The 18,992-nt window shown below is 41.9% G+C and carries 18 protein-coding genes; 7 read left to right on the forward strand and 11 right to left on the reverse strand.

From position 1 onward, the window contains the following. The first annotated feature begins 74 nt into the window (after positions 1–74). The 4 genes from L884_RS0118655 (at position 75) to L884_RS22390 (ending at position 4,170) form a co-directional block, all read left to right on the forward strand. On the forward strand, positions 75–800 hold the full coding sequence (locus L884_RS0118655; RefSeq protein WP_028768912.1) for a response regulator: 726 nt from the start codon (positions 75–77) through the stop codon (positions 798–800). Then, positions 797–2,269, forward strand: coding sequence for a two-component system sensor histidine kinase CreC (gene creC, locus L884_RS0118660; RefSeq protein WP_028768913.1), 1,473 nt, complete (start codon positions 797–799; stop codon positions 2,267–2,269). Before L884_RS0118655 ends, creC begins: the two co-directional genes overlap by 4 nt. A 73-nt stretch (positions 2,270–2,342) precedes the next feature. Then, the gene (gene creD / locus L884_RS0118665) at positions 2,343–3,728 is read left to right on the forward strand and encodes a cell envelope integrity protein CreD (protein ID WP_028768914.1); all 1,386 of its coding nucleotides are present in this window, start codon (positions 2,343–2,345) and stop codon (positions 3,726–3,728) included. Beyond that, complete coding sequence (locus L884_RS22390; protein WP_156925723.1) at positions 3,715–4,170, forward strand: ribosomal maturation YjgA family protein; 456 nt, start codon at positions 3,715–3,717, stop codon at positions 4,168–4,170. The genes creD and L884_RS22390 overlap by 14 nt, the downstream gene beginning before the upstream one ends. A 79-nt stretch (positions 4,171–4,249) precedes the next feature. Here L884_RS22390 and adhE read toward each other — a convergent pair whose 3' ends face one another. Beyond that, on the reverse strand, positions 4,250–6,865 hold the full coding sequence (gene adhE, locus L884_RS0118675; RefSeq protein ID WP_028768915.1) for a bifunctional acetaldehyde-CoA/alcohol dehydrogenase: 2,616 nt from the start codon (positions 6,863–6,865) through the stop codon (positions 4,250–4,252). Positions 6,866–7,195: 330 nt separating this feature from the next. Between adhE and L884_RS0118680 the strand changes: the two genes are divergently transcribed. Beyond that, complete coding sequence (locus tag L884_RS0118680; RefSeq protein ID WP_028768916.1) at positions 7,196–7,819, forward strand: YchE family NAAT transporter; 624 nt, start codon at positions 7,196–7,198, stop codon at positions 7,817–7,819. A gap of 187 nt (positions 7,820–8,006) precedes the next feature. Here the strand turns inward: L884_RS0118680 and L884_RS0118685 are convergent, their stop codons facing one another. From L884_RS0118685 to L884_RS0118725, 9 genes are all read right to left on the reverse strand, one after another. After that, the gene (locus L884_RS0118685; RefSeq protein WP_028768917.1) at positions 8,007–9,341 is read right to left on the reverse strand and encodes an anti-phage deoxyguanosine triphosphatase; all 1,335 of its coding nucleotides are present in this window, start codon (positions 9,339–9,341) and stop codon (positions 8,007–8,009) included. Between the two features lie 9 nt (positions 9,342–9,350). After that, positions 9,351–9,938 (reverse strand): 5'-deoxynucleotidase, encoded by a 588-nt coding sequence (gene yfbR / locus L884_RS0118690; protein ID WP_028768918.1) that lies wholly within the window; start codon positions 9,936–9,938, stop codon positions 9,351–9,353. Positions 9,939–10,080: 142 nt separating this feature from the next. Further along, entirely contained in the window at positions 10,081–11,295 is a 1,215-nt protein-coding gene (locus tag L884_RS0118695) for a pyridoxal phosphate-dependent aminotransferase (RefSeq protein ID WP_028768919.1), read from the reverse strand. Between the two features lie 354 nt (positions 11,296–11,649). Continuing rightward, on the reverse strand, positions 11,650–12,210 hold the full coding sequence (efp, locus tag L884_RS0118700; protein ID WP_028768920.1) for an elongation factor P: 561 nt from the start codon (positions 12,208–12,210) through the stop codon (positions 11,650–11,652). Between the two features lie 45 nt (positions 12,211–12,255). Further along, positions 12,256–13,452 (reverse strand): elongation factor P maturation arginine rhamnosyltransferase EarP, encoded by a 1,197-nt coding sequence (gene earP / locus L884_RS0118705; RefSeq protein WP_028768921.1) that lies wholly within the window; start codon positions 13,450–13,452, stop codon positions 12,256–12,258. 127 nt (positions 13,453–13,579) lie between these two features. Further along, on the reverse strand, positions 13,580–14,107 hold the full coding sequence (gene fldA, locus L884_RS0118710) for a flavodoxin FldA (RefSeq protein ID WP_028768922.1): 528 nt from the start codon (positions 14,105–14,107) through the stop codon (positions 13,580–13,582). Positions 14,108–14,161: 54 nt separating this feature from the next. Continuing rightward, positions 14,162–14,434: a LexA regulated protein gene (ybfE, locus tag L884_RS0118715; RefSeq protein ID WP_028768923.1), complete on the reverse strand. Its 273-nt coding sequence runs from the start codon at positions 14,432–14,434 to the stop codon at positions 14,162–14,164. A gap of 11 nt (positions 14,435–14,445) precedes the next feature. Beyond that, positions 14,446–14,667, reverse strand: a complete 222-nt coding sequence (locus tag L884_RS0118720) for a DUF2788 domain-containing protein (protein WP_028768924.1) — start codon at positions 14,665–14,667, stop codon at positions 14,446–14,448. 99 nt (positions 14,668–14,766) lie between these two features. Continuing rightward, complete coding sequence (locus L884_RS0118725; protein ID WP_028768925.1) at positions 14,767–15,534, reverse strand: alpha/beta fold hydrolase; 768 nt, start codon at positions 15,532–15,534, stop codon at positions 14,767–14,769. A gap of 277 nt (positions 15,535–15,811) precedes the next feature. On the opposite strand from L884_RS0118725, the gene seqA reads away from it, so the two are divergent. Both seqA and pgm read left to right on the forward strand, forming a co-directional pair. Beyond that, positions 15,812–16,369 (forward strand): replication initiation negative regulator SeqA, encoded by a 558-nt coding sequence (seqA, locus tag L884_RS0118730; RefSeq protein WP_028768926.1) that lies wholly within the window; start codon positions 15,812–15,814, stop codon positions 16,367–16,369. A 159-nt stretch (positions 16,370–16,528) separates the two neighbouring features. Continuing rightward, the gene (gene pgm / locus L884_RS0118735; protein WP_028768927.1) at positions 16,529–18,172 is read left to right on the forward strand and encodes a phosphoglucomutase (alpha-D-glucose-1,6-bisphosphate-dependent); all 1,644 of its coding nucleotides are present in this window, start codon (positions 16,529–16,531) and stop codon (positions 18,170–18,172) included. 57 nt (positions 18,173–18,229) lie between these two features. On the opposite strand, the gene msrA is transcribed toward pgm, so the two are convergent. Beyond that, positions 18,230–18,709 (reverse strand): peptide-methionine (S)-S-oxide reductase MsrA, encoded by a 480-nt coding sequence (msrA, locus tag L884_RS0118740; protein ID WP_028768928.1) that lies wholly within the window; start codon positions 18,707–18,709, stop codon positions 18,230–18,232. Positions 18,710–18,992: the final 283 nt, after the last annotated feature.

The raw sequence follows: 18,992 nt of genomic DNA on the forward strand, positions 1-18,992 counted from the left end.
CAATTATATGTCGATTTATACGCTCGCTGTACGTTAAGCTTGCAGATCTTAAATTATAAAAAAGGATTAACTCGTTGAGCGCTAAAGCGACAATTGTAATTATTGAAGATGAACCAGCCATTGCAGACAATTTGATCCATGTTTTGGAAATGGATGGCTTTAACGTTTGTTGGTTTGCAACAGGTGAGCAAGGATTGGCTTATATAGCCGATAATGCAGTTGACCTTGTGGTGCTTGATGTTGGCTTACCAGATGTAAATGGTTTTGAGCTTTGCAAAACAATCCGCGAGTTCTCTGATGTTGCGATTATTTTCCTAACCGCTAGAAATGATGAAATAGATCGGGTTGTTGGACTTGAGATTGGCGCTGATGACTATGTGACTAAACCCTTTAGTCCAAGAGAAATGCTTGCCCGTATTAAATTGCGAATTAAAAAACCTACTTTGCTAGCTGCTACTCAAGGTGCTGTATCGGTTACTGAGCTTAAGAGTCAATCAACTCAACCGAGCACTGACCGCTTAACATCTGTTAATTTTGACTTTTGTGTTGACGGGAAAATGTTGGGATTAACCGCTGTTGAATTTAAGATCTTAGATAAGTTAATTAGCCACTGTGCGAATGTATTGAGCCGCGAGCAGTTACTTATTGCTGCTGATATTGCGCCATCTGCTTCGTACGAACGCAATATCGATTCACATATCAAAGCGATCCGTCAAAAACTCAAACCGTTTGCTTTAGCTGATTCTATTCAAACTAAACGTGGGTTTGGTTATTTCTACAAACAGAGTCCAAGTTCATGATGCGTTGGCCAAAAATCCCACTAGGACTAAGACTGTTCTCATTATACTTTATTTTAGTGGGGATCACCGCTTATATGGTGAGTAGCACAGTGATCCAGGAGCTGAAGCCAACGGTAAGACAAACGACAGAAGAAACCCTTATCGATATGGCTAATTTGTTAGCTGTATTAGCTGAAGAGGAGGTTGCCAAAGGGCAAATTTCACAGAGCCGTTTCTCACGATTGCTGGCTGCTTATGGCCAGCGTGAACCTCAGGCTCGAATGTGGGAGTTTGGTCAGAAGGCTGCTAACCATCGTATTTATATTACCGATAAAAACGGCATTGTGATTGCTGACTCTTGGCAGCAGGACGTTGGTAAAGACTATTCACAGTGGAATGATGTTTATCTCACTTTACGTGGTCAATATGGTGCGCGCAGTACCACGGAAGATCCCAATGATCCACTCTCTACGGTTATGCACGTGGCCGCGCCGATTTATCATAATCAAACGATTATCGGTAGCGTCACTGTAGCAAAAGCCAACCGTTCAGTTCAGCCCTATATTGATTTGTCTAAAAGAAATGTATTTTATTGGATGATCTTAATGAGTGGCCTTGTATTGGTTGCTGGGGCACTGTTTTCTTGGCGGATCCATTCAGCGCTGCATAAGTTAGAAGATTATGCCGATAAAATGGGCCGCGGTGAAAAAGTGGTTAAACCGACATTTCGGGTATTTTATGAATATGGCAATTTAAGTCATGCACTAGAAAAGATGCGTGAGCAAATTGATGGTAAAAAATATGTCGAGCAGTATGTTGAGACTCTCACCCATGAACTTAAAAGCCCGTTATCTGCGATAAAAGGCGCCAGTGAGATATTGCAAACGCCATTACCGTCAGAAAAAGTCAGTCGATTTTCTGCCAACATTGAGCGTGAAACTGATCGAATGCAGGCTTTAATTGATAAATTATTAGAGCTAGCTCGCTTAGAAAAGAGGCCGCAACTTGATTCATTAGTAACACTGGATCTTGTGGGAATAATTAATGAGATTAACGCTGCATCTGAGGTTCGTTTTATTACAAAATCGGTAACATGCGAATTTGATGGCAGCTCATTAGCCGATAACTCCGCTGATTATTGCGTACTGGGTGATAACTTTTTATTCAAACAAGCTTTATATAACTTGATGGATAACGCCATTGATTTTGTTGATCAGCAGGGCACCATTAAGTGGTCTTTGAAAAGGGAGCAAAAACACCTGGAGCTAGCGATTTATAATACAGGCTCACAGATCCCTGAATACGCTATGCCCAGAATTATCGAGCGCTTTTATTCACTACCTCGCAAAAACGGCAGTAAAAGCACGGGGCTTGGACTTAATTTTGTCGAACAGGTGGTGAAACTTCACCATGGCACGCTTAACATAGAAAATGTGATTAAAGGAGTTAAAGTCACGATAATCCTGCCTTTAGCGCCAAACTCCATCTAATCTCCATATTGTCTCCACTCTATCTCCAACTGTTGGTTTTAAGCTCACTTTATCAACATTTGGAGAGTCAATCGTGAAAAATATATTTAATAATCAAACCTTAGCTAAATTTGGTTTTGTGCTTCTGCTTTTCGTACTGTTACAGATCCCGCTATCTATGGTGAGTAGTTTGATCTCAGAACGTTCCAACCGCTTAGAAGAGGTGCGTAGCGAAATAGCGCGAAGTAGTACTGGTGAGCAAAGAATTATTGGGCCATTTATTGCCGTTAATTACACCGAGATGGTTTATCGAGAAGGCAAGAGCTTTTTGACCGAGTATCGTAAGTATATATTGCCTGAGACATTTAATTTCAGCGCAGAGCTTGAGAGCTTTGCTAAATATCGCGGGATCTATCAAGCTAGATTGTATCAAGCTGAGAGTCAGTTAACTGGCAGCTTTGATTTAGCGCCGCTACTAAACATAGACCAACAAAAGATCAATGCAGTTTCTATGGTTGTTGGAGTCACCGACAGTAGGGGACTAATTAAACTAAATAATATGACACTCAATGGTAAAAATGTTGAGGTGCAGCCTGGTACGGGTTTAAATCAGTTTGTTCAGGGCTTTCACACTGAACTCGATTTGACTGATTTGTTGGGAGCAAGCGATAGCCGCTCAGCTCAACAGCAGATACAACCGCTTAAGTTTGATTATCGCTTTTTATTACAAGGTATGGGCTCTTTGCAAGTAAGCCCTATCGGCAAAGAGTCACGCATTGAAATGGCATCATCTTGGCCACATCCTAGTTTTAGCGGAGATTTCCTACCTATCTCTTCAGACATTACCGATAAGGGCTTTAACGCTGAGTGGGTTAGTAACAATTTTTCTTCTAATATTAGCCAGCTGTTTGAACGCTGTATGTTCAATTCTAGTGCTTGTGCTGAGTTTGAGCGTCGGCAAATGGGGGTTAACTTGATTGAGCCTGTCGACCATTACCTAAAGTCCCATCGCGCTGTCAATTATTCGCTGTTAGTCATCACCTTAGTGTTTGCCAGCTTCTTTCTTTTGGAGATATTTCAAGCTCGTCTTATGCACCCAGTGCAATATGGCTTTGTTGGTTTGGCTCTAGCATTGTTTTATCTATTACTGATCTCATTGAGTGAGCATCTTGGCTTTAATTGGGCTTATGCATTGTCAGCTATAGCATCGACTGTGTTGCTGAGTATTTATGTCGGCGGTATGTTGGCCAGTGCTAAACAGGGTAAGCTGTTTGGTGTATGTTTACTTATTCTTTATGCGATGTTGTTTGGTCTACTTCAAGCAGAAAGCTATGCATTGTTGATGGGCAGTCTGTTATGTTTTGCGATTTTAAGCTTAGTCATGATCTTAACTAGAAATGTTGATTGGTATGCTAATAGCACTCAACAATCAGTCGCCAAACAAGTAAGCAGTGCCGAGACCAAGCATGAGACGGCCTAAAATGACTGCTGATAAGTTTAATGTTAAAAGCAAAATCACTATAAACAGCTACATAAGATTTTGCGGGGCGAAGGCGTTAGCGAGCTTATTGATTTTAGTCGGGCTTATTTATATCGCGCTATATGTGCGCGATACACTGATTAGACCGGTATTGGGCGATGTGCTGGTCGTGATCTGGTTATATTTTTTACTTTCGAGTGTTTTAAGACTTAGAGCTCGAACGTTAATCTTCATTACGTTATCAATAGCCTTTAGTGTTGAATTGGCTCAATACCTTAAGTTGCCCAAGTTACTTGGTATTGAGCCGGGAACAGCACTCAGTACCATTTTGGGGGCAACATTTGATTGGTTAGATTTAATTGCTTACATAACAGGAGCGGTTATCTGTTTGGTTATTGAATGGATTTTACATCGCAGTGCTACAGTCAAAATTGCGCACTAAAAATAATAAAACAAAAAACCTAGCCAATTGTGCTAGGTTTTTTCGGTTGAAACGTTAATTTAATTCACTGTGCTAAGCATTACTCGTCGCTATAATCATTGCCATAGTAACTGGCGAGCAGTAGTTGTTTTAACTCGGCAATTAATGGGTATCTAGGGTTGGCACCTGTACATTGGTCATCGAAAGCATCTTCAGCTAACTCGTCGAGTTTGGCAATAAAATCGGCCTCGTTGATCCCCGCTGCTTGGATTGAGCGTGGAATGCCAATCTTCTCCTTGAGCTCATCAATTTTTTTAATGAGTGCTTCGACTTTTTCTTCATCTGTAATGCCTTCGGCTGTTGCACCTTCAAGTTTTAAATATTCAGCGATCTTTGCATAGCGGCAAAGCGCTTTCGGTCTATCATATTGACTAAATGCGGCCTGTTTGGTCGGCATGTCTGTTGCGTTAAAACGGATCACATTGCTGATTAATAGCGCATTGGCTAAACCGTGGGCTAGATGAAACTCCGCGCCAAGTTTATGGGCCATTGAATGGCAAATACCTAAAAAGGCATTAGCAAAAGCTATCCCAGCAATAGTGGCACCGTTATGCACTTTCTCGCGCGCGATAGGCGCGTTAGCACCATGTTCGTAAGCGTCTGGAAGGTGCTTAAATAGTAGATCTAGCGCTTGTAACGCTTGACCGTCACTATATTCATTTGCCATTACGCTAACGTAGGCTTCTAGGGCATGTGTAATCGCATCTATACCACCAAAAGCGGTAAGCGACTTTGGCATATCCATCACCAAATTAGGATCAACAATAGCCATATTGGGAGTGAGTTCGTAGTCAGCGATAGGGTATTTCATTCCTGTCTCTTCATCGGTCACAACAGCAAATGGTGTGACTTCAGAACCTGTGCCAGATGTGGTCGGGATCGCAACCATTTTGGCTTTTACGCCCAATTTCGGAAACTTATAGATCCGCTTAGTGATATCCATAAAACGTAACGCTAAATCGCCGAAGTCAACGTCTGGGTGTTCGTACATTACCCATATGATTTTGGCTGCATCCATTGGTGAGCCACCGCCTAACGCGATGATCACATCGGGCTGGAAGCTTTGCGCGACTTTAGCTCCCTGTTTAACGATCTGCATCGTAGGATCAGCTTCTACTTCATAGAATACTTCGGTTTCAATGCCTAACCCTTTGAGAATTTTAAGTGTTTCATCGCAGTAACCATGATTAAAAAGGTACTTATCGGTAACAATTAACGCGCGCTTTTTATCACTTAACTCTTCAAGGGCGATAGGTAAGCTACCACGGCGAAAATAGATAGAAGACGGGAGTTTGTGCCACAGCATATTTTCAGCCCTTTTAGCGACCATCTTTTTATTAATTAGATGACTCGGTCCAACATTTTCAGAAATAGAGTTGCCCCCCCAAGACCCACAGCCTAGGGTGAGTGATGGTGCGAGTTTAAAGTTGTACAGATCACCAATCCCTCCCTGTGAAGCAGGCGTGTTAATGAGTATTCTGGCGGTTTTCATTCTAAAACCAAAAGCAGTGATGCGTTCGCCTTGGTTATCTTGATCTGTGTAAAGCCCTGATGTATGACCTATACCACCTAGTTTTACCAATGCATCGGCTTTATCGAGTGCTTCTTCGAAATTGACCGCCCGGTACATTGCCAGTAACGGTGACAGTTTTTCGTGGGCAAAGGCTTCTGTGTCATCTATGTTTGTGACTTCGCCAATCAATACTTTTGTTGAGCGGGGCACGTCAATACCGGCCATTTGGGCAATTTTAGCGGCACTTTGGCCGACGATATCGGCATTGAGTCCGCCATTGGTTAAAATGACGTCCTGCATAGAGGCTGTTTCACTTTCATTGAGCAGATACGCACCATGGCTGGCAAAACGTTGCTTTACTTCTTCATAAATAGAGTCAACCACAACCACAGCTTGCTCTGAGGCACATACCACACCATTATCAAATGTCTTTGACATTAAAATAGAGCTTACCGCGCGTTTGATATCGGCAGTTTCATCAATGACAACAGGCGTGTTACCTGCGCCAACGCCAATGGCGGGTTTACCCGATGAGTAGGCAGCCTTTACCATACCTGGGCCACCAGTCGCTAAAATTAGATTGATATCCTTATGGGTCATTAACTGGTTAGATAGCGCAACAGAGGGTTCATCTATCCAGCCAATAATATCTTTTGGTGCACCGGCAGCAACCGCCGCTTCTAATACGATACGTGCAGCTGTGGTCGTAGATTGTTTAGCGCGAGGGTGAGGGGAGAAAATAATACCATTGCGTGTTTTAAGGCTGATAAGGGCTTTGAAGATTGCGGTAGAGGTTGGGTTGGTGGTTGGAACGATACCGCAGATAATGCCGACAGGCTCAGCAATGGTGATAGTACCAAATGTGCTGTCTTCTGAAAGAATACCGCAGGTTTTTTCATCTTTGTATTTATTGTAAATGTACTCGGATGCAAAGTGATTTTTAATCACCTTATCTTCAATTATCCCCATCTGAGTTTCGCTTGCCGCCATCTTGGCCAGTGAGATCCGCGCATCTGCAGCAGCCAGCGCTGCGGCCCTAAATATCTTATCCACTTGCTCTTGAGAATAGTTGGCAAATACCTGCTGGGCTGCTTTTACTCGTTCGACTAACTGATTAAGTTGTTGCTCATTGGTTATTGTCATAGTGGCAATCCTGAAAAAATTTAGCCAAACCGAATTTGGCTAAACATTCTCTGCTGCTCTAATATTCACTCTATGAATAAAAATTACACTTTATAGGGGCCTTATTCTGTGATGTGCACCGCATAACTGCTGCTATTTGTAATTTTATAACCATACTAGGCTACTGATGTTGTGATTTAAACACAGTGTTTAAAATTGAAATGAGCAACTATTATTAAAAGTTGTGATTTAGGATAGAAAATCTCATTTTTTGTTTTAACACTCATGAGTTAGAGTAGCGCCACATTTTTTATGAACATATAACGCCTTGGGCGCGTTGAGGGTAAGACGTTGGATTTAACACTCTACGTTAAATTTTTTCTCGGCTTAATTGCGATAATTAATCCATTTGGATTGTTACCGGTTTTTGTGAGTTTAACTAGCCACCAAACCGAAGCCGAGCGCAACCATACCGGTAAAGTGGCCAACTTTGCCGTGGTGGTGATTTTGTTGGTCACCATTTTTGCGGGACAGCATATTTTAAATATGTTTAGCATTTCACTTTCGGCTTTTAGGATTGCGGGCGGAACCTTGATTGCCATCATCGCGATGTCGATGCTACAAGGTAAACTTGGTGAGGTTAAGCGCAACAAAGAAGAAGACCGTGAAGCATCGGGTATGGAATCTGTTGCCGTAGTGCCGTTAGCGCTGCCACTGATGGCGGGTCCCGGGGCAATTAGTTCGGTAATCGTATCTGCAGCTGAACACAATAGCCTAGAGAACTTAATCGGTATGTCGATTACCGTTGTGTTGTTTGGCTTGCTTAGTTTCACTTTATTTAGAATGGCACCAATCATCTTTAAGATCTTGGGTAATACTGGTATTAACGTTATTACCCGTTTGATGGGGCTATTGATGCTGTCTATCGGCATAGAGGTTATTGCTGCGGGAGTTAAGGGGTTCTTTCCTAGTTAACCTTAAGCAAATACAAGCCTAGCCAAATAAGCGAAAGGCACTCTTTATGAGTGCCTTTATTGTTTTTTGGCTGCCTACTTCTGCGTTGATTAGCTTTATAAGGGAATAACCATTATTGCAGCTATTCGCCTTGAATTAGTTTGCCAAAAACCGCTCTGAGTTGATCAACTTCTTGTACTGATTGGTATCAGAACTCGCTACTTAACTCCATCATTGAACCCGATTTAGCGCTGAATAGATGTTGATGCATCTTTGCCGCAAATTCATCGGTCATACCCGAAATATAATCGGCGATCACTCTGTGACTATTACCTTTGCTTAATTCACTTGTTTGCCAGCGCTGCTGTGCGTTGAGAGGTAATAGACGCTCAGGATCTGAGATGAAAGCTTCAAACAGTTCCATCACTATTTGTTGGCCTTTATATTCAAGCATCTGAATTTCAGGCTTGCGGATCACGTATTTATAGACAAATTGCTTTAACACATTAAGCGCTTCTGCAAAAGCTGGCTCTAATGCAGCATTATATTTTAGTAACGGTTCTTCAAAGCCTTGTATATCTTGTATAGAAATGGCCGTGACAAATCCATTCACTAGGGTACCGATAGCATCTTTGCGCTCATGATGCTTAACTGAAAATAGCCTCTCGCTTATACTTGCAAACTCTTGGTTTATCCATGGGTCATCAGAATGGATTAACAGATTACTGACATCAGATTGCCATTGTGATTGGTTAACTATCCCCATCACGATTGCATCCTCTAAATCGTGCACGGCGTAAGCGATATCATCAGCAAGCTCCATTATTGAGCAATCTAAGGACTTAAACCGAGTCCGTTTATGCTTGCTGTTTTCTGTTTTATAGCTAGATAGAAAAAGTGCCTTGTCTGTCTCAGACAATGGCTCTAGTACCCAGTCTAGTATTGCTATATCGTCGTCAAATATCCCTTTTACAGGCTGCCAGTCAGCGGGTTTTAACTGTCGGAAATTGTCAACTTGGCAGTGTTTATCGGGACTGCATAGCAGGCTGAAAGGTGCAGGGTATTTTAAGATCCCTAGTAATGTACGTCGGCACAGGTTCATACCGAAATGTTCAGTATAAGGTTCTAAACCCGTTAGGATCCGAAAGGTCTGGCCGTTACCTTCAAAACCGCCATGATCACGCATCATATAATTAAGAGCGATTTCACCACCATGGCCAAAAGGTGGGTGGCCAATATCGTGCGCCAGACACAAAGACTCTATTAGGCTCATTGAGCTGAGTAACGCTTGGTATTGGGGCTGTTTCTGTTTAAGCTGGGCACAGATCCCGGTGCCGATTTGCGATACTTCTAATGAATGTGTCAGGCGCGTACGGTAAAAATCATTCATGCCAACGCCAAGCACTTGGGTTTTGGCTTGCAGTCGCCGAAAGGCTGCTGAGTGTAAAATTCGTGCTCGGTCGCGTTGGAACGGGCTGCGGTGATCATTGCGTCTGTGCTTATCTTCGCCTAAACGTCTTTTATTCCAAACTGAATGGGTCATGCAGGCTCCTTACAACAGACGGTTAATATCGTCTAAGTCGAGAGTAAAACTCGGAATAAAGTGCTCGATAAAATAGTTAACGGCAGGATTGCTATCGCTCTTAAGCCGTTGCTCGAGGCGTTTTTGTGCGGTGTTAAATTCACTGTTTCCTGCACGCTTCTCTTCTAAGCACTTAAGATAAGCACACAGCGTATCAGCTGACTTAACCAATGCTTTATATTCAGGATCCGCGTGTTCACTAGTTAACAGCGCTTGATAGTCTTGTTTAAACTCATCGGGAACCATTTCAAGGAGTCGCTGTTCGGCAATCGCTTCAATCTTTTTGTATTCGGCTTCAATTTCTTTATTAAAGTATTTTACAGGCGTAGGCAGATCACCGGTTAAAATTTCGCTGGCATCATGAAATATCGCAATGGTTGCCGCTTGGTATGGGTTATAGTTGCCATCAAATATTTTGTTGCTAATAATTGCAAGAGAATGCGCGACCATAGCGACTTGTAGAGAGTGCTCTTGAACATTCTCTGGTCTTACATTGTACATTAGTGGCCAGCGTTGAATTAATTTCATTCTAGCGAGGTGGGCGAATAAGTGGCTCATATACTTCCTTTATTCAACAAATGACAACTCCTTGAGACTAGCACAGTTAATATATAAAAAAACGACCCGCAGGTCGTTTTTAATGGTTAATCTTTGATATCTAGATTAATTGTGCTTTATCAAGCCTCAGCTAAACTTAGCACTACTGTTTGTAGCTACCTAAGAAATCACCAAATTCAGACAAGGCTTTAGTCAGTTCTTCTTTGTATGGCAAGAACACAACTCGCACATGATCCGGTTCTGGGTAATTAAAGGCAGAGCCTTGTACTAACAGGATCTTGCGGTCTTTGAGTAAGTCTAAAACTAAGCGTTCATCGTCCCTAAGGTTAAACTTCTTCTGATCAAGCTTAGCAAACGCATACAGCGCACCCTTTGGCGTTTTAACGCTAACGCCGGGAATAGAGTTTAGCATTTCAACACACGCGTCGCGTTGAACACGCAAACGACCACCCGGTTGCACTAACTCTTGAATACTTTGATAGCCGCCTAACGCTGTTTGAATAGCATGTTGGCTTGGTACGTTAGCGCATAGGCGCATAGAAGCGAGCATATCGAGTCCCTCAACATAGCTCTTTGCTGCTTTCTTATTACCGGTAAGCATCATCCAGCCAACACGGAAGCCTGCTGCGCGGTAGACTTTTGATAAGCCGTTAAAGGTTACGGTCAAGATATCATCAGATAAACTGGCTGCAGGAATATGTACAGCTTCATCATATAAAATCTTATCGTAGATCTCATCAGCGAATAGGATCATGTCGTTTTGGCGACACAACTCAATCACTTCTAGGATGAGCTCTTTTGAGTAAACAGCACCAGTAGGGTTGTTGGGATTGATTAGCACAATACCGCGTGTTCTTGGGGTGATTTTACTCTTGATATCTTCCAGATCTGGAAACCAGTCTGATTCTTCATCACAGCGGTAGTGCTGTGCTTTACCCCCTGATAGATGCACTGCTGCAGTCCATAATGGATAGTCAGGTGAAGGTACTAAAATCTCATCGCCACTGTTCAGTAGGCCTTGCATAGCCATCACAATCAGCTCTGATACACCGTTACCAATATAGATATCTTCGATATCAACTCCAAAAATACCTTGGGATTGATAGTGTTGAACAATAGCTTTACGAGCAGAGAACAGGCCTTTTGATTCGCAATAACCTTGAGCACTTGGTAGATTTAAGATCACATCACGTACGATCTCTTCTGGGGCCTCAAATCCAAATGGGGCAGGGTTACCAATGTTTAGCTTTAGAATACGGTGGCCTTCGTCTTCTAATCGACGTGCTTCTTTATGCACTGGACCACGAATGTCATAACATACAGAATCTAATTTATTGGATTTGATAATTGGGCGCATCTACACCTCGAAAATGCTTTTATAAAGATTAGCCAAGTTAAGGATTTGGCTTAGTTGCAGGCACAATAGCTAAAATCAAACAACAAATAAAGGATTAAATGCCTAATTTGGCGGGTTAAAAAAGAATATGATCTTATTTTAAGGCTTTAGAGATACACTTTACGATATTTAATGTTGTTTTGGCGGTTTTTTGTAGTGTGAGTGATGGCAAAGTATCAACAAGTCACAATATAAAGCCTAATTTAGCATTTTGAAAATATAAGCTTACTTCAATATTAAGTGACCAAATTTCCATCATTAATTGTAAAAACAAAAAAGCCAGCAAATGCTGGCTTTCTTAGAGCGTATTTAAGATTAAACGCGCTTTTTGAACTCGTTAGTACGAGTATCAATTTCAATCATGTCGCCAGTTTTAACGAAATCTGCAACACTTAGCGTGCTACCGCCAGTGATAGTTGCTGGCTTCATTACTTTACCTGAAGTATCGCCACGAGCTGAAGGCTCAGTGTATGTTACTTCACGTACTACAGAAGTAGGTAGTTCAACTGAGATAGCTTTGCCTTCGTAGAAAGTTACTTGGCAAGTTTCTTCCATACCGTCAACGATGTATGCAGCAGCGTCACCTAGGTTTTCAGCTTCAACATCGTACTGGTTGTATTCAGAATCCATAAATACGTACATAGGATCTGCGTAGTAAGAGTAAGTACAATCTAGACGCTCTAGAATGATATCTTCCATCTTGTCTTCACCTTTGAAGGTGCTTTCAGTGGTTGAATCTTGTAGAACGTGCTTAAGCTTTAATTTAACGATAGCAGCGTTACGGCCAGAACGAGTTGTTTCAGTTTTTTGAACAACCCATGGGCTGCCATCTAACATGATCACGTTACCTGGACGGAGTTCATGAGCAGTTTTCATTATACTATTTCCTATTTTAGGTATTTTCTATTTAAACGTAGTATCTTAGCTATTTTTGACGAATTGAACTAGTCGAGATGCAAGATCTACATCATTTATTGCGTCAACTGGCCACTGTTTTGCGTGTTGCAATAATGGCAAATTGACTAAATTTAGTTGCTGCCAGTGCTTGATCGCTTGTTCGCCTTGCTCTTGATTAAAAGCAAGGTTTAGCGCTTGCCAGCTATTTGCTAATTCTGGCGGCAGATTATTACAGTAAACTTGCATAAAGGCATCTAATTTTATTAGATGATAGTCCTCTTCTTGTACATAAATGTGCCAAATGAACGGTTTTGCAGCCCATTGAGCACGTAAAAACGAATCTTCACCGCGCACAATATTAAAATCACAGCTCCAAAGAAGCTTATCGTAGCCCTCTTGATCTGTCATAGGCAAAACATGAATGATTAGATTGCCTAGGTGGATCTGCTCGCCTGAATTCAGTTCATCTATTGGCTTAGGTAAAATGCAAGTTAAGCTATTTAGGCTTCTTCCCTTGGGAATGAGAGCATGAATAACCTGTTCGCTTTGTTGCCATAATCGACACAAAGCAAGTAAAGCGGCAGATTCATAGCTAAAAACACTAATAACTGTGTCTTGTGGATTAATACCGCTAAGGCCTAACTGTGAAAACAGGGCCATTCTATTAAGTGGATTATTCTGCCATTCATCACGTCGTTGGAATAGCTCGCGCTCGCAAAGTAATCCACCGGTGCTATCGCTAAATCCTGGGAAATAAAAATGTTTTTTAAGCCCATTAGCTTGCATTGATGGTAAACCATGGCAGCCTGCCACCCAAGACTCAGCGCTTAAGTATTCAAGATTAATCCAAACGGGCGGTTGTTGCAGCCTTGGGTCCGCCTTATGTTGAACATGAAGCGTTAATAGAGCGTGTTTTACTTCATCTGGCAGCTCACAGGCAAACGCTTCTATTAATACGCTACCTGGTTGGTACTCAATTGCTAATGGACTAGACCATAAGTTGATAGTGATCCCATGGTGAACCTGAGTGGTGAGTAGGGGATCCAACTGTGGCAAAATATGCGAAAAACTACGTAGATCGTCGACCCATAAGCAGACATCGATTTTTTTTTCATTGGATAACTGCTTGGCTAAACGCCAAGTGACACCGATATCGCCATAATTATCTACTACAGCGCAAAAAATATCCCAATGCAAAAGGTTAGCTGAATCGTTTACCATGTAATAACCAATGTAAGTGTCTTGTACTACTGCTAGAAAAAACTACAAGCGTCTACAACGACAAAAAAGCGGCATATTAATATGCCGCTTTGTACAATAAAACTTAAGCAATAACTGCTTTATTTTATTAGTCTTCTAACTCTGCTAAACACATCTCTTCGTAGATTTGTTTAACCCAAGCATCAACACGCTCTTCGGTTAGCTCTGGTTGGCGATCTTCATCGATACCTAAACCAACAAAGTGGTTTTCGTCTGCTAGGCCTTTAGACTCTTCAAAATCGTAGCCTGCAGTTGGCCAATGACCAATTACAACTGCGCCACGCGCTTCAACGATTTCGTTTACCATGCCCATTGCGTCTAGGAAGTACTCAGCATAATCTTCCTGGTCGCCACAGCCAAAGATTGCGACTAGCTTATCTTCAAAGTCTATTTGCTCAAGTTCTGGGAAAAAGTCATCCCAATCACATTGTGCTTCACCGTAATACCAAGTTGGAATGCCGAAAATCAACAGATCATATTCTGCGATTTGTTCCTTGGTACTTTTGGCAATATCTTTTACCTCAACCATTTGCTTGCCCAGTTTTTTCTGGATCATTTTGGCTACGGCTTCGGTGTTGCCTGTATCAGACCCGAAAAAAAGACCTACAGTTGCCATTGTTGTTCCTTTAATATCTAGTTAACTATAATGGTGCATGTACTAAAAAGTGGGTTAGTTTCTAACCTGCTTTTGTAGTATAGATTCAATTAGCTGGCTACGACTGATATTACTGGCCATAGCTTGTTCATTCAAGGCGTCATATAAATCTTGTGACACCTTTAACTCTATTCGCTTTAATCCGTTAGCTCGGTCACGCTGGATCTGGTTTCTTTTATTGATTTTGAGCTGTTGGTCTCGTGGCAAAGGGTTGCTACGAGGTCTACCACGCCGCTTTTCTGTTGCAAACAGATCAATGGTGGTTCTATCTGATGTTTCTTTTGCCATTGAATTTTTATTTACCCGATGCCTGAGCCTTCCCAGGTCATCTGTATAATTCCTTTTGCAATAAACCCGGCACAGCCGAGAAATAACACTAACCAAACGATGTAACGCCCAAACTTTGGTACTTTACCTTGCTTGAGTACATCTTGAATGGCCATACCAATAAAAAAGAAAATGGCTGCAAAAAACAGGTTTAAGCCTAGTGCTTCGATCTGTTCCATGTACTGCATCAACATTTGCCATTCCTTCCTCGGCCAAAAAAGTTGCGGGAATATACCATATAAGTTTTCGAGCGGCTATAAGCTTTACATGTTTGTGCCGCTAAATTTAATTGGCTATTCAAGGATAAAGTTTTTAACTATACGGTTAAAAATGCTGGCTTTTTGAGCATGTAACCAATGTCCTGTACCTGCAATTGTCTTAGCGGTAACTTGTGGAAATTGACTCATGATCGCGTCACGATGCGCTGCGGTTACATAATCTGAATCGCCGCCACGAATAAATAGGCATGGACCTTGATAAGCACTATCGAAGTTAGGCCAAGCGATTATGTCAGGATAGCTGTTTTTTAGTCCTTGAAGATTGAGTTTCCATTCAAAACCATTGCTAGTACGAGTTAATGATTTTAAAAGAAATTGTGCGGTGCCGTCATCGATCCCTGCATTTTGCATATGTGTTAGCGCTTGACGGCGGTCGTTAATTTTTTCTAGCGGCATGCTTTCTAATGCGGCAAACACGTTATCGTGGCGACTATGGTAACTCACGGGAGCGATATCAGCTACCACCAGCTTATTCACTATATCAGGGTGCTGAAGTGCCGTCGCCATCGCAATTTTACCGCCCATGGAATGCCCAACAAGGGTAACTTTTTGATTGCCATATTGCCCGCATAAATCGGTGATCAGCTTAGTCATGTCATCAGCAAGAGTTAAATAATTCATTTGGCTGATTCTTGGGCTAGCGCCATGGTTAGGCACATCTACGCGCACCACGGTAAACGCTGTTTCTAATTCTTTACCTAATGCTTTTAAATTATCTAAATCGCCAAATAGGCCATGGATCAAAATAACAATCGGCCCTTGGCCACTGATAGTGTAGTGCATCTTTGTATATTGCCTGCGGCTTAAAAACTTGCTCGAGATTGTGCCTTGGATAGTTGAGAAATCCAACCGTTAGTAGCGAAATCCATTGTGAAGAATAAAATATCGACAAAGATCGCTCATTAAATGAATTCTTTTTCAGTTGGATCGCAGTTTTCATTTAATGACGCTTTATCAAGGCTCTAAACCTCGCTACACTGGGGAGATAAATTGGGATCTTTTGCGATCGCCCCATTGAAACAACGCTATTGTGCTGTTCTATTTAAGGAAGACTACCATTATGAAATATATCGAAGTTGATGAAGAGCTTTATCGACACATCGCCAGTAAAACAGAGCAAATTGGCGAGAGCGCTTCGGATATTTTACGCCGTATATTGGGATTACAAGTTAATTCAGTGGTTGAAGATGCACCTGAAGAAATAAGCCATCCAAGCCTTGAAGTCGAATCCAAGCCTGAAAAAGTGGTGCAAAAGCCTGCAGCTAAGTTAGCTAAGCCTGTTTCTGATTTTTCAACGTTAATTGATGCAGAGTTGCTGGCGAATCAAAAAGGTGCGGTAGGACGTTTCCTGTTTATTCTAGATACAGTCTACTTGGCGTCACCTAAGCAATTTGAACAAGTATTGCAAATTCAAGGTCGTGACCGTTTGTATTTTGCGACCTCAAAAGATGCACTGTTAAAAGCAAGTAAGTCGGCTAATCCAAAAGAGATAGGTCAAAGCGGTTTTTGGGTAACAACTAACAATAATACCGCTAAAAAGCGCACAATTTTGTCTGAAGTATTGATGCAGTTCGGTACAGATGAAGCGCAGATCAGTGAAATAGCAGCTAAGATTTAACGCTAACTGCTTAACTGTGAAAATGTTTAGTTAAAGGTTTGCTGCAGTATCGGCAAACCTTTGCTTGTTTTTACAGCAAGCATAAATCGTAATTAAAAACGCATTAAAGTAATTTCTAAAAGTATGCGTCATAGCAAAACGCCATAAAGGAGAAAGTCATTGGCTACACATAAGAGAGCAGGATTAATTGCTGAGCAAAAGGATTTGGTCAATATCCCAAAACTCGTTAGCCTGTATTATAGTTTGCGCCCAAATGTCGAAGAAGTGAGTCAACGCGTCTGTTTCGGGACTTCTGGTCATCGTGGCAGCGCGCTGAGTAGCAGTTTTAATGAAGCGCATATTGTGGCGATTGCACAAGCGGTTGCTGATTATCGTAAACAAGCCAATATCACAGGCCAGTTAATTTTAGGTATCGATACCCACGCATTATCGCAGCCGGCAGCCATTTCTGTTATTGAGGTTCTAGTTGCGAATGGGGTTAATGTCGTCGTTCATCAGAATGATGGCTTCACGCCGACTCCAGTTGTATCTCATGCCATTATTTGTGCCAACAAAACTGCTGAAGCAACAGGGTTAGTTGATGGTTTGATTGTGACTCCATCACACAACCCGCCACAAGATGGCGGGATTAAATATAATCCTCCCCATGGTGGTCCAGCCGAAGGCGAGATCACGACTTGGATCCAAGACAAAGCTAATGACTATTTAGCCAATAATCTCATTGGCGTTAAGCAGGTTAGTTATCAACAAGCGTTAGCAAGCGAACTGCTGACAGAGCAAGATCTAATTACTCCCTATGTAGAAGATCTTGAAAATGTTATCGATATGCAGGCTATTGCCAATGCCAAAATTAAACTTGGAGTTGATCCGTTAGGTGGTTCAGGTATCGCTTATTGGCAGCCTATAGCGCGCCATTACGGCATAGATATTACCGTTGTGAATAACAAGATTGACCCAAGCTTTGCCTTTATGCCGCTAGATAAAGACGGCAAAATTCGTATGGATTGCTCATCACCTTATGCGATGGCAGGCCTACTAGCTCATAAAGATAGTTTTGATTTATGCCTAGGTAATGATCCTGATTATGACCGTCATGGCATCGTTTGTCCTGGCAGCGGTTTAATGAATCCAAACCACTTTCTAGCTGTTGCAATTGATTACCTTGTTAGCCATCGTCCAGAGTGGACTGCAGATATGGTGATAGGTAAAACACTGGTTTCAAGTGCAATGATCGATAAAGTCTGCGCTTTACATGATAAGCAAATGGCAGAAGTGCCAGTTGGTTTTAAGTGGTTTGTTGATGGTCTAGCCAATAGCCAGTTTGCCTTTGGCGGTGAAGAAAGCGCTGGCGCTGCATTCTTAAGAAAAGATGGTAGCACTTGGTGTACAGATAAAGATGGTTTTATCTTATGTTTACTTGCGGCCGAGATGTTGGCAGTTACCGGCAAAACGCCACAACAACGTTATGACGAACTAGAAGCTCAATTTGGGAAAAGCTATTATCAACGTATCGATAGTCCAGTCAGTCTTGAAGACAAAGCTAAGTTTTCTAACATTAAAGCTGATTCGATTAGCGCTGATAACCTTGCTGGCGATAGCATTGTACAAAAGCTTACCCATGCACCCGGCAATAATGCAGCGATTGGCGGTATCAAGGTGGTAACAGAGAAGGGCTGGTTTGCTGCTCGTCCGTCAGGTACAGAAGCGTTATTTAAGCTTTATGCAGAAAGTTTCGTGAGTGAAGCCCATTTAGCAAGATTAATAGAAGAAGCGCAGCTAATAGTGGCAGAAGCGCTAAAGTAATATAGTTTCAACTTTAAAAGGCACCTGAGGGTGCCTTTTCTATTGGTCGCATTATGCTTAGTAGCTAATATGGCAACTTGGTAAGTTATTTTTAGCTAAATAGTCTTGATGGTACTCTTCTGCTTGATGAAATTGTTGGCAAGGGACGATTTCAGTGACAATCGCACGACAGCCCCATTTTTGACTTTTTATCAGTGCAAGTTTTGAGTCTTCGGCCTGCTGTTTTTGCAGTTTGTCGTGGAAAAAAATTGTGCTGCGATATTGGGTTCCAATATCACCACCTTGCTGGTTTAGGGTAGTGGGGTTATGGTTTTGCCAGAACACTGCTAGCAACTCCTCATAGGATACAACACTTGGGTCGAAGCTAACCTGTACCACTTCTGCATGGCCGGTAATACCTTGTTTGACATCTTGGTAACGAGTGAACTGATCTTTACCGCCCATGTAGCCACAAGTGCAATCTATCACACCGTTAACTTGACGGAAAAAATACTCGACGCCCCAAAAACACCCTGCACCAAATGTAGCTAATGCCATTGTTGTTCTCCTTAAACCAAAACTACAGCTAATCGTTTTAGATTAGCATATTTAGCCGTTTGGATGGCTAGATGGCTTTATCTTGTTTTATTTTTGCTGCTATTGCAAGCACAAATTTGATTAGCTGAATAATTGTTATACAAACTGGGTGGATCCCTAGCAGAATCAAATGCTATCTATGCTACTATGCGACACAGAATTAGTGACTGTCACCCACGAGAACCATGTATTTTATGGGGTATTAAGGGACGTAAAGCTAACAAACCGATAATAAGGAGTAGTT

The organism is Shewanella fidelis ATCC BAA-318 (genome assembly GCF_000518605.1).
In the GTDB taxonomy this organism is placed as follows: Bacteria; Pseudomonadota; Gammaproteobacteria; order Enterobacterales; family Shewanellaceae; genus Shewanella; species Shewanella fidelis.

Bases quoted from the DNA above. Each gene is read 5' to 3' on its own strand.
- fldA (WP_028768922.1), bottom strand. From the start codon at position 14,107: ATGGCAACTGTAGGTCTTTTTTTCGGGTCTGATACAGGCAACACCGAA.
- L884_RS0118725 (WP_028768925.1), bottom strand. From the start codon at position 15,534: ATGCACTACACTATCAGTGGCCAAGGGCCGATTGTTATTTTGATCCAT.
- earP (WP_028768921.1), bottom strand. From the start codon at position 13,452: ATGGTAAACGATTCAGCTAACCTTTTGCATTGGGATATTTTTTGCGCT.
- ybfE (WP_028768923.1), bottom strand. From the start codon at position 14,434: ATGGCAAAAGAAACATCAGATAGAACCACCATTGATCTGTTTGCAACA.
- L884_RS0118685 (WP_028768917.1), bottom strand. From the start codon at position 9,341: ATGACCCATTCAGTTTGGAATAAAAGACGTTTAGGCGAAGATAAGCAC.
- yfbR (WP_028768918.1), bottom strand. From the start codon at position 9,938: ATGAGCCACTTATTCGCCCACCTCGCTAGAATGAAATTAATTCAACGC.
- L884_RS22390 (WP_156925723.1), top strand. From the start codon at position 3,715: ATGAGACGGCCTAAAATGACTGCTGATAAGTTTAATGTTAAAAGCAAA.
- creC (WP_028768913.1), top strand. From the start codon at position 797: ATGATGCGTTGGCCAAAAATCCCACTAGGACTAAGACTGTTCTCATTA.
- adhE (WP_028768915.1), bottom strand. From the start codon at position 6,865: ATGACAATAACCAATGAGCAACAACTTAATCAGTTAGTCGAACGAGTA.
- L884_RS0118695 (WP_028768919.1), bottom strand. From the start codon at position 11,295: ATGCGCCCAATTATCAAATCCAATAAATTAGATTCTGTATGTTATGAC.
- seqA (WP_028768926.1), top strand. From the start codon at position 15,812: ATGAAATATATCGAAGTTGATGAAGAGCTTTATCGACACATCGCCAGT.
- msrA (WP_028768928.1), bottom strand. From the start codon at position 18,709: ATGGCATTAGCTACATTTGGTGCAGGGTGTTTTTGGGGCGTCGAGTAT.
- L884_RS0118720 (WP_028768924.1), bottom strand. From the start codon at position 14,667: ATGTTGATGCAGTACATGGAACAGATCGAAGCACTAGGCTTAAACCTG.
- efp (WP_028768920.1), bottom strand. From the start codon at position 12,210: ATGAAAACTGCTCATGAACTCCGTCCAGGTAACGTGATCATGTTAGAT.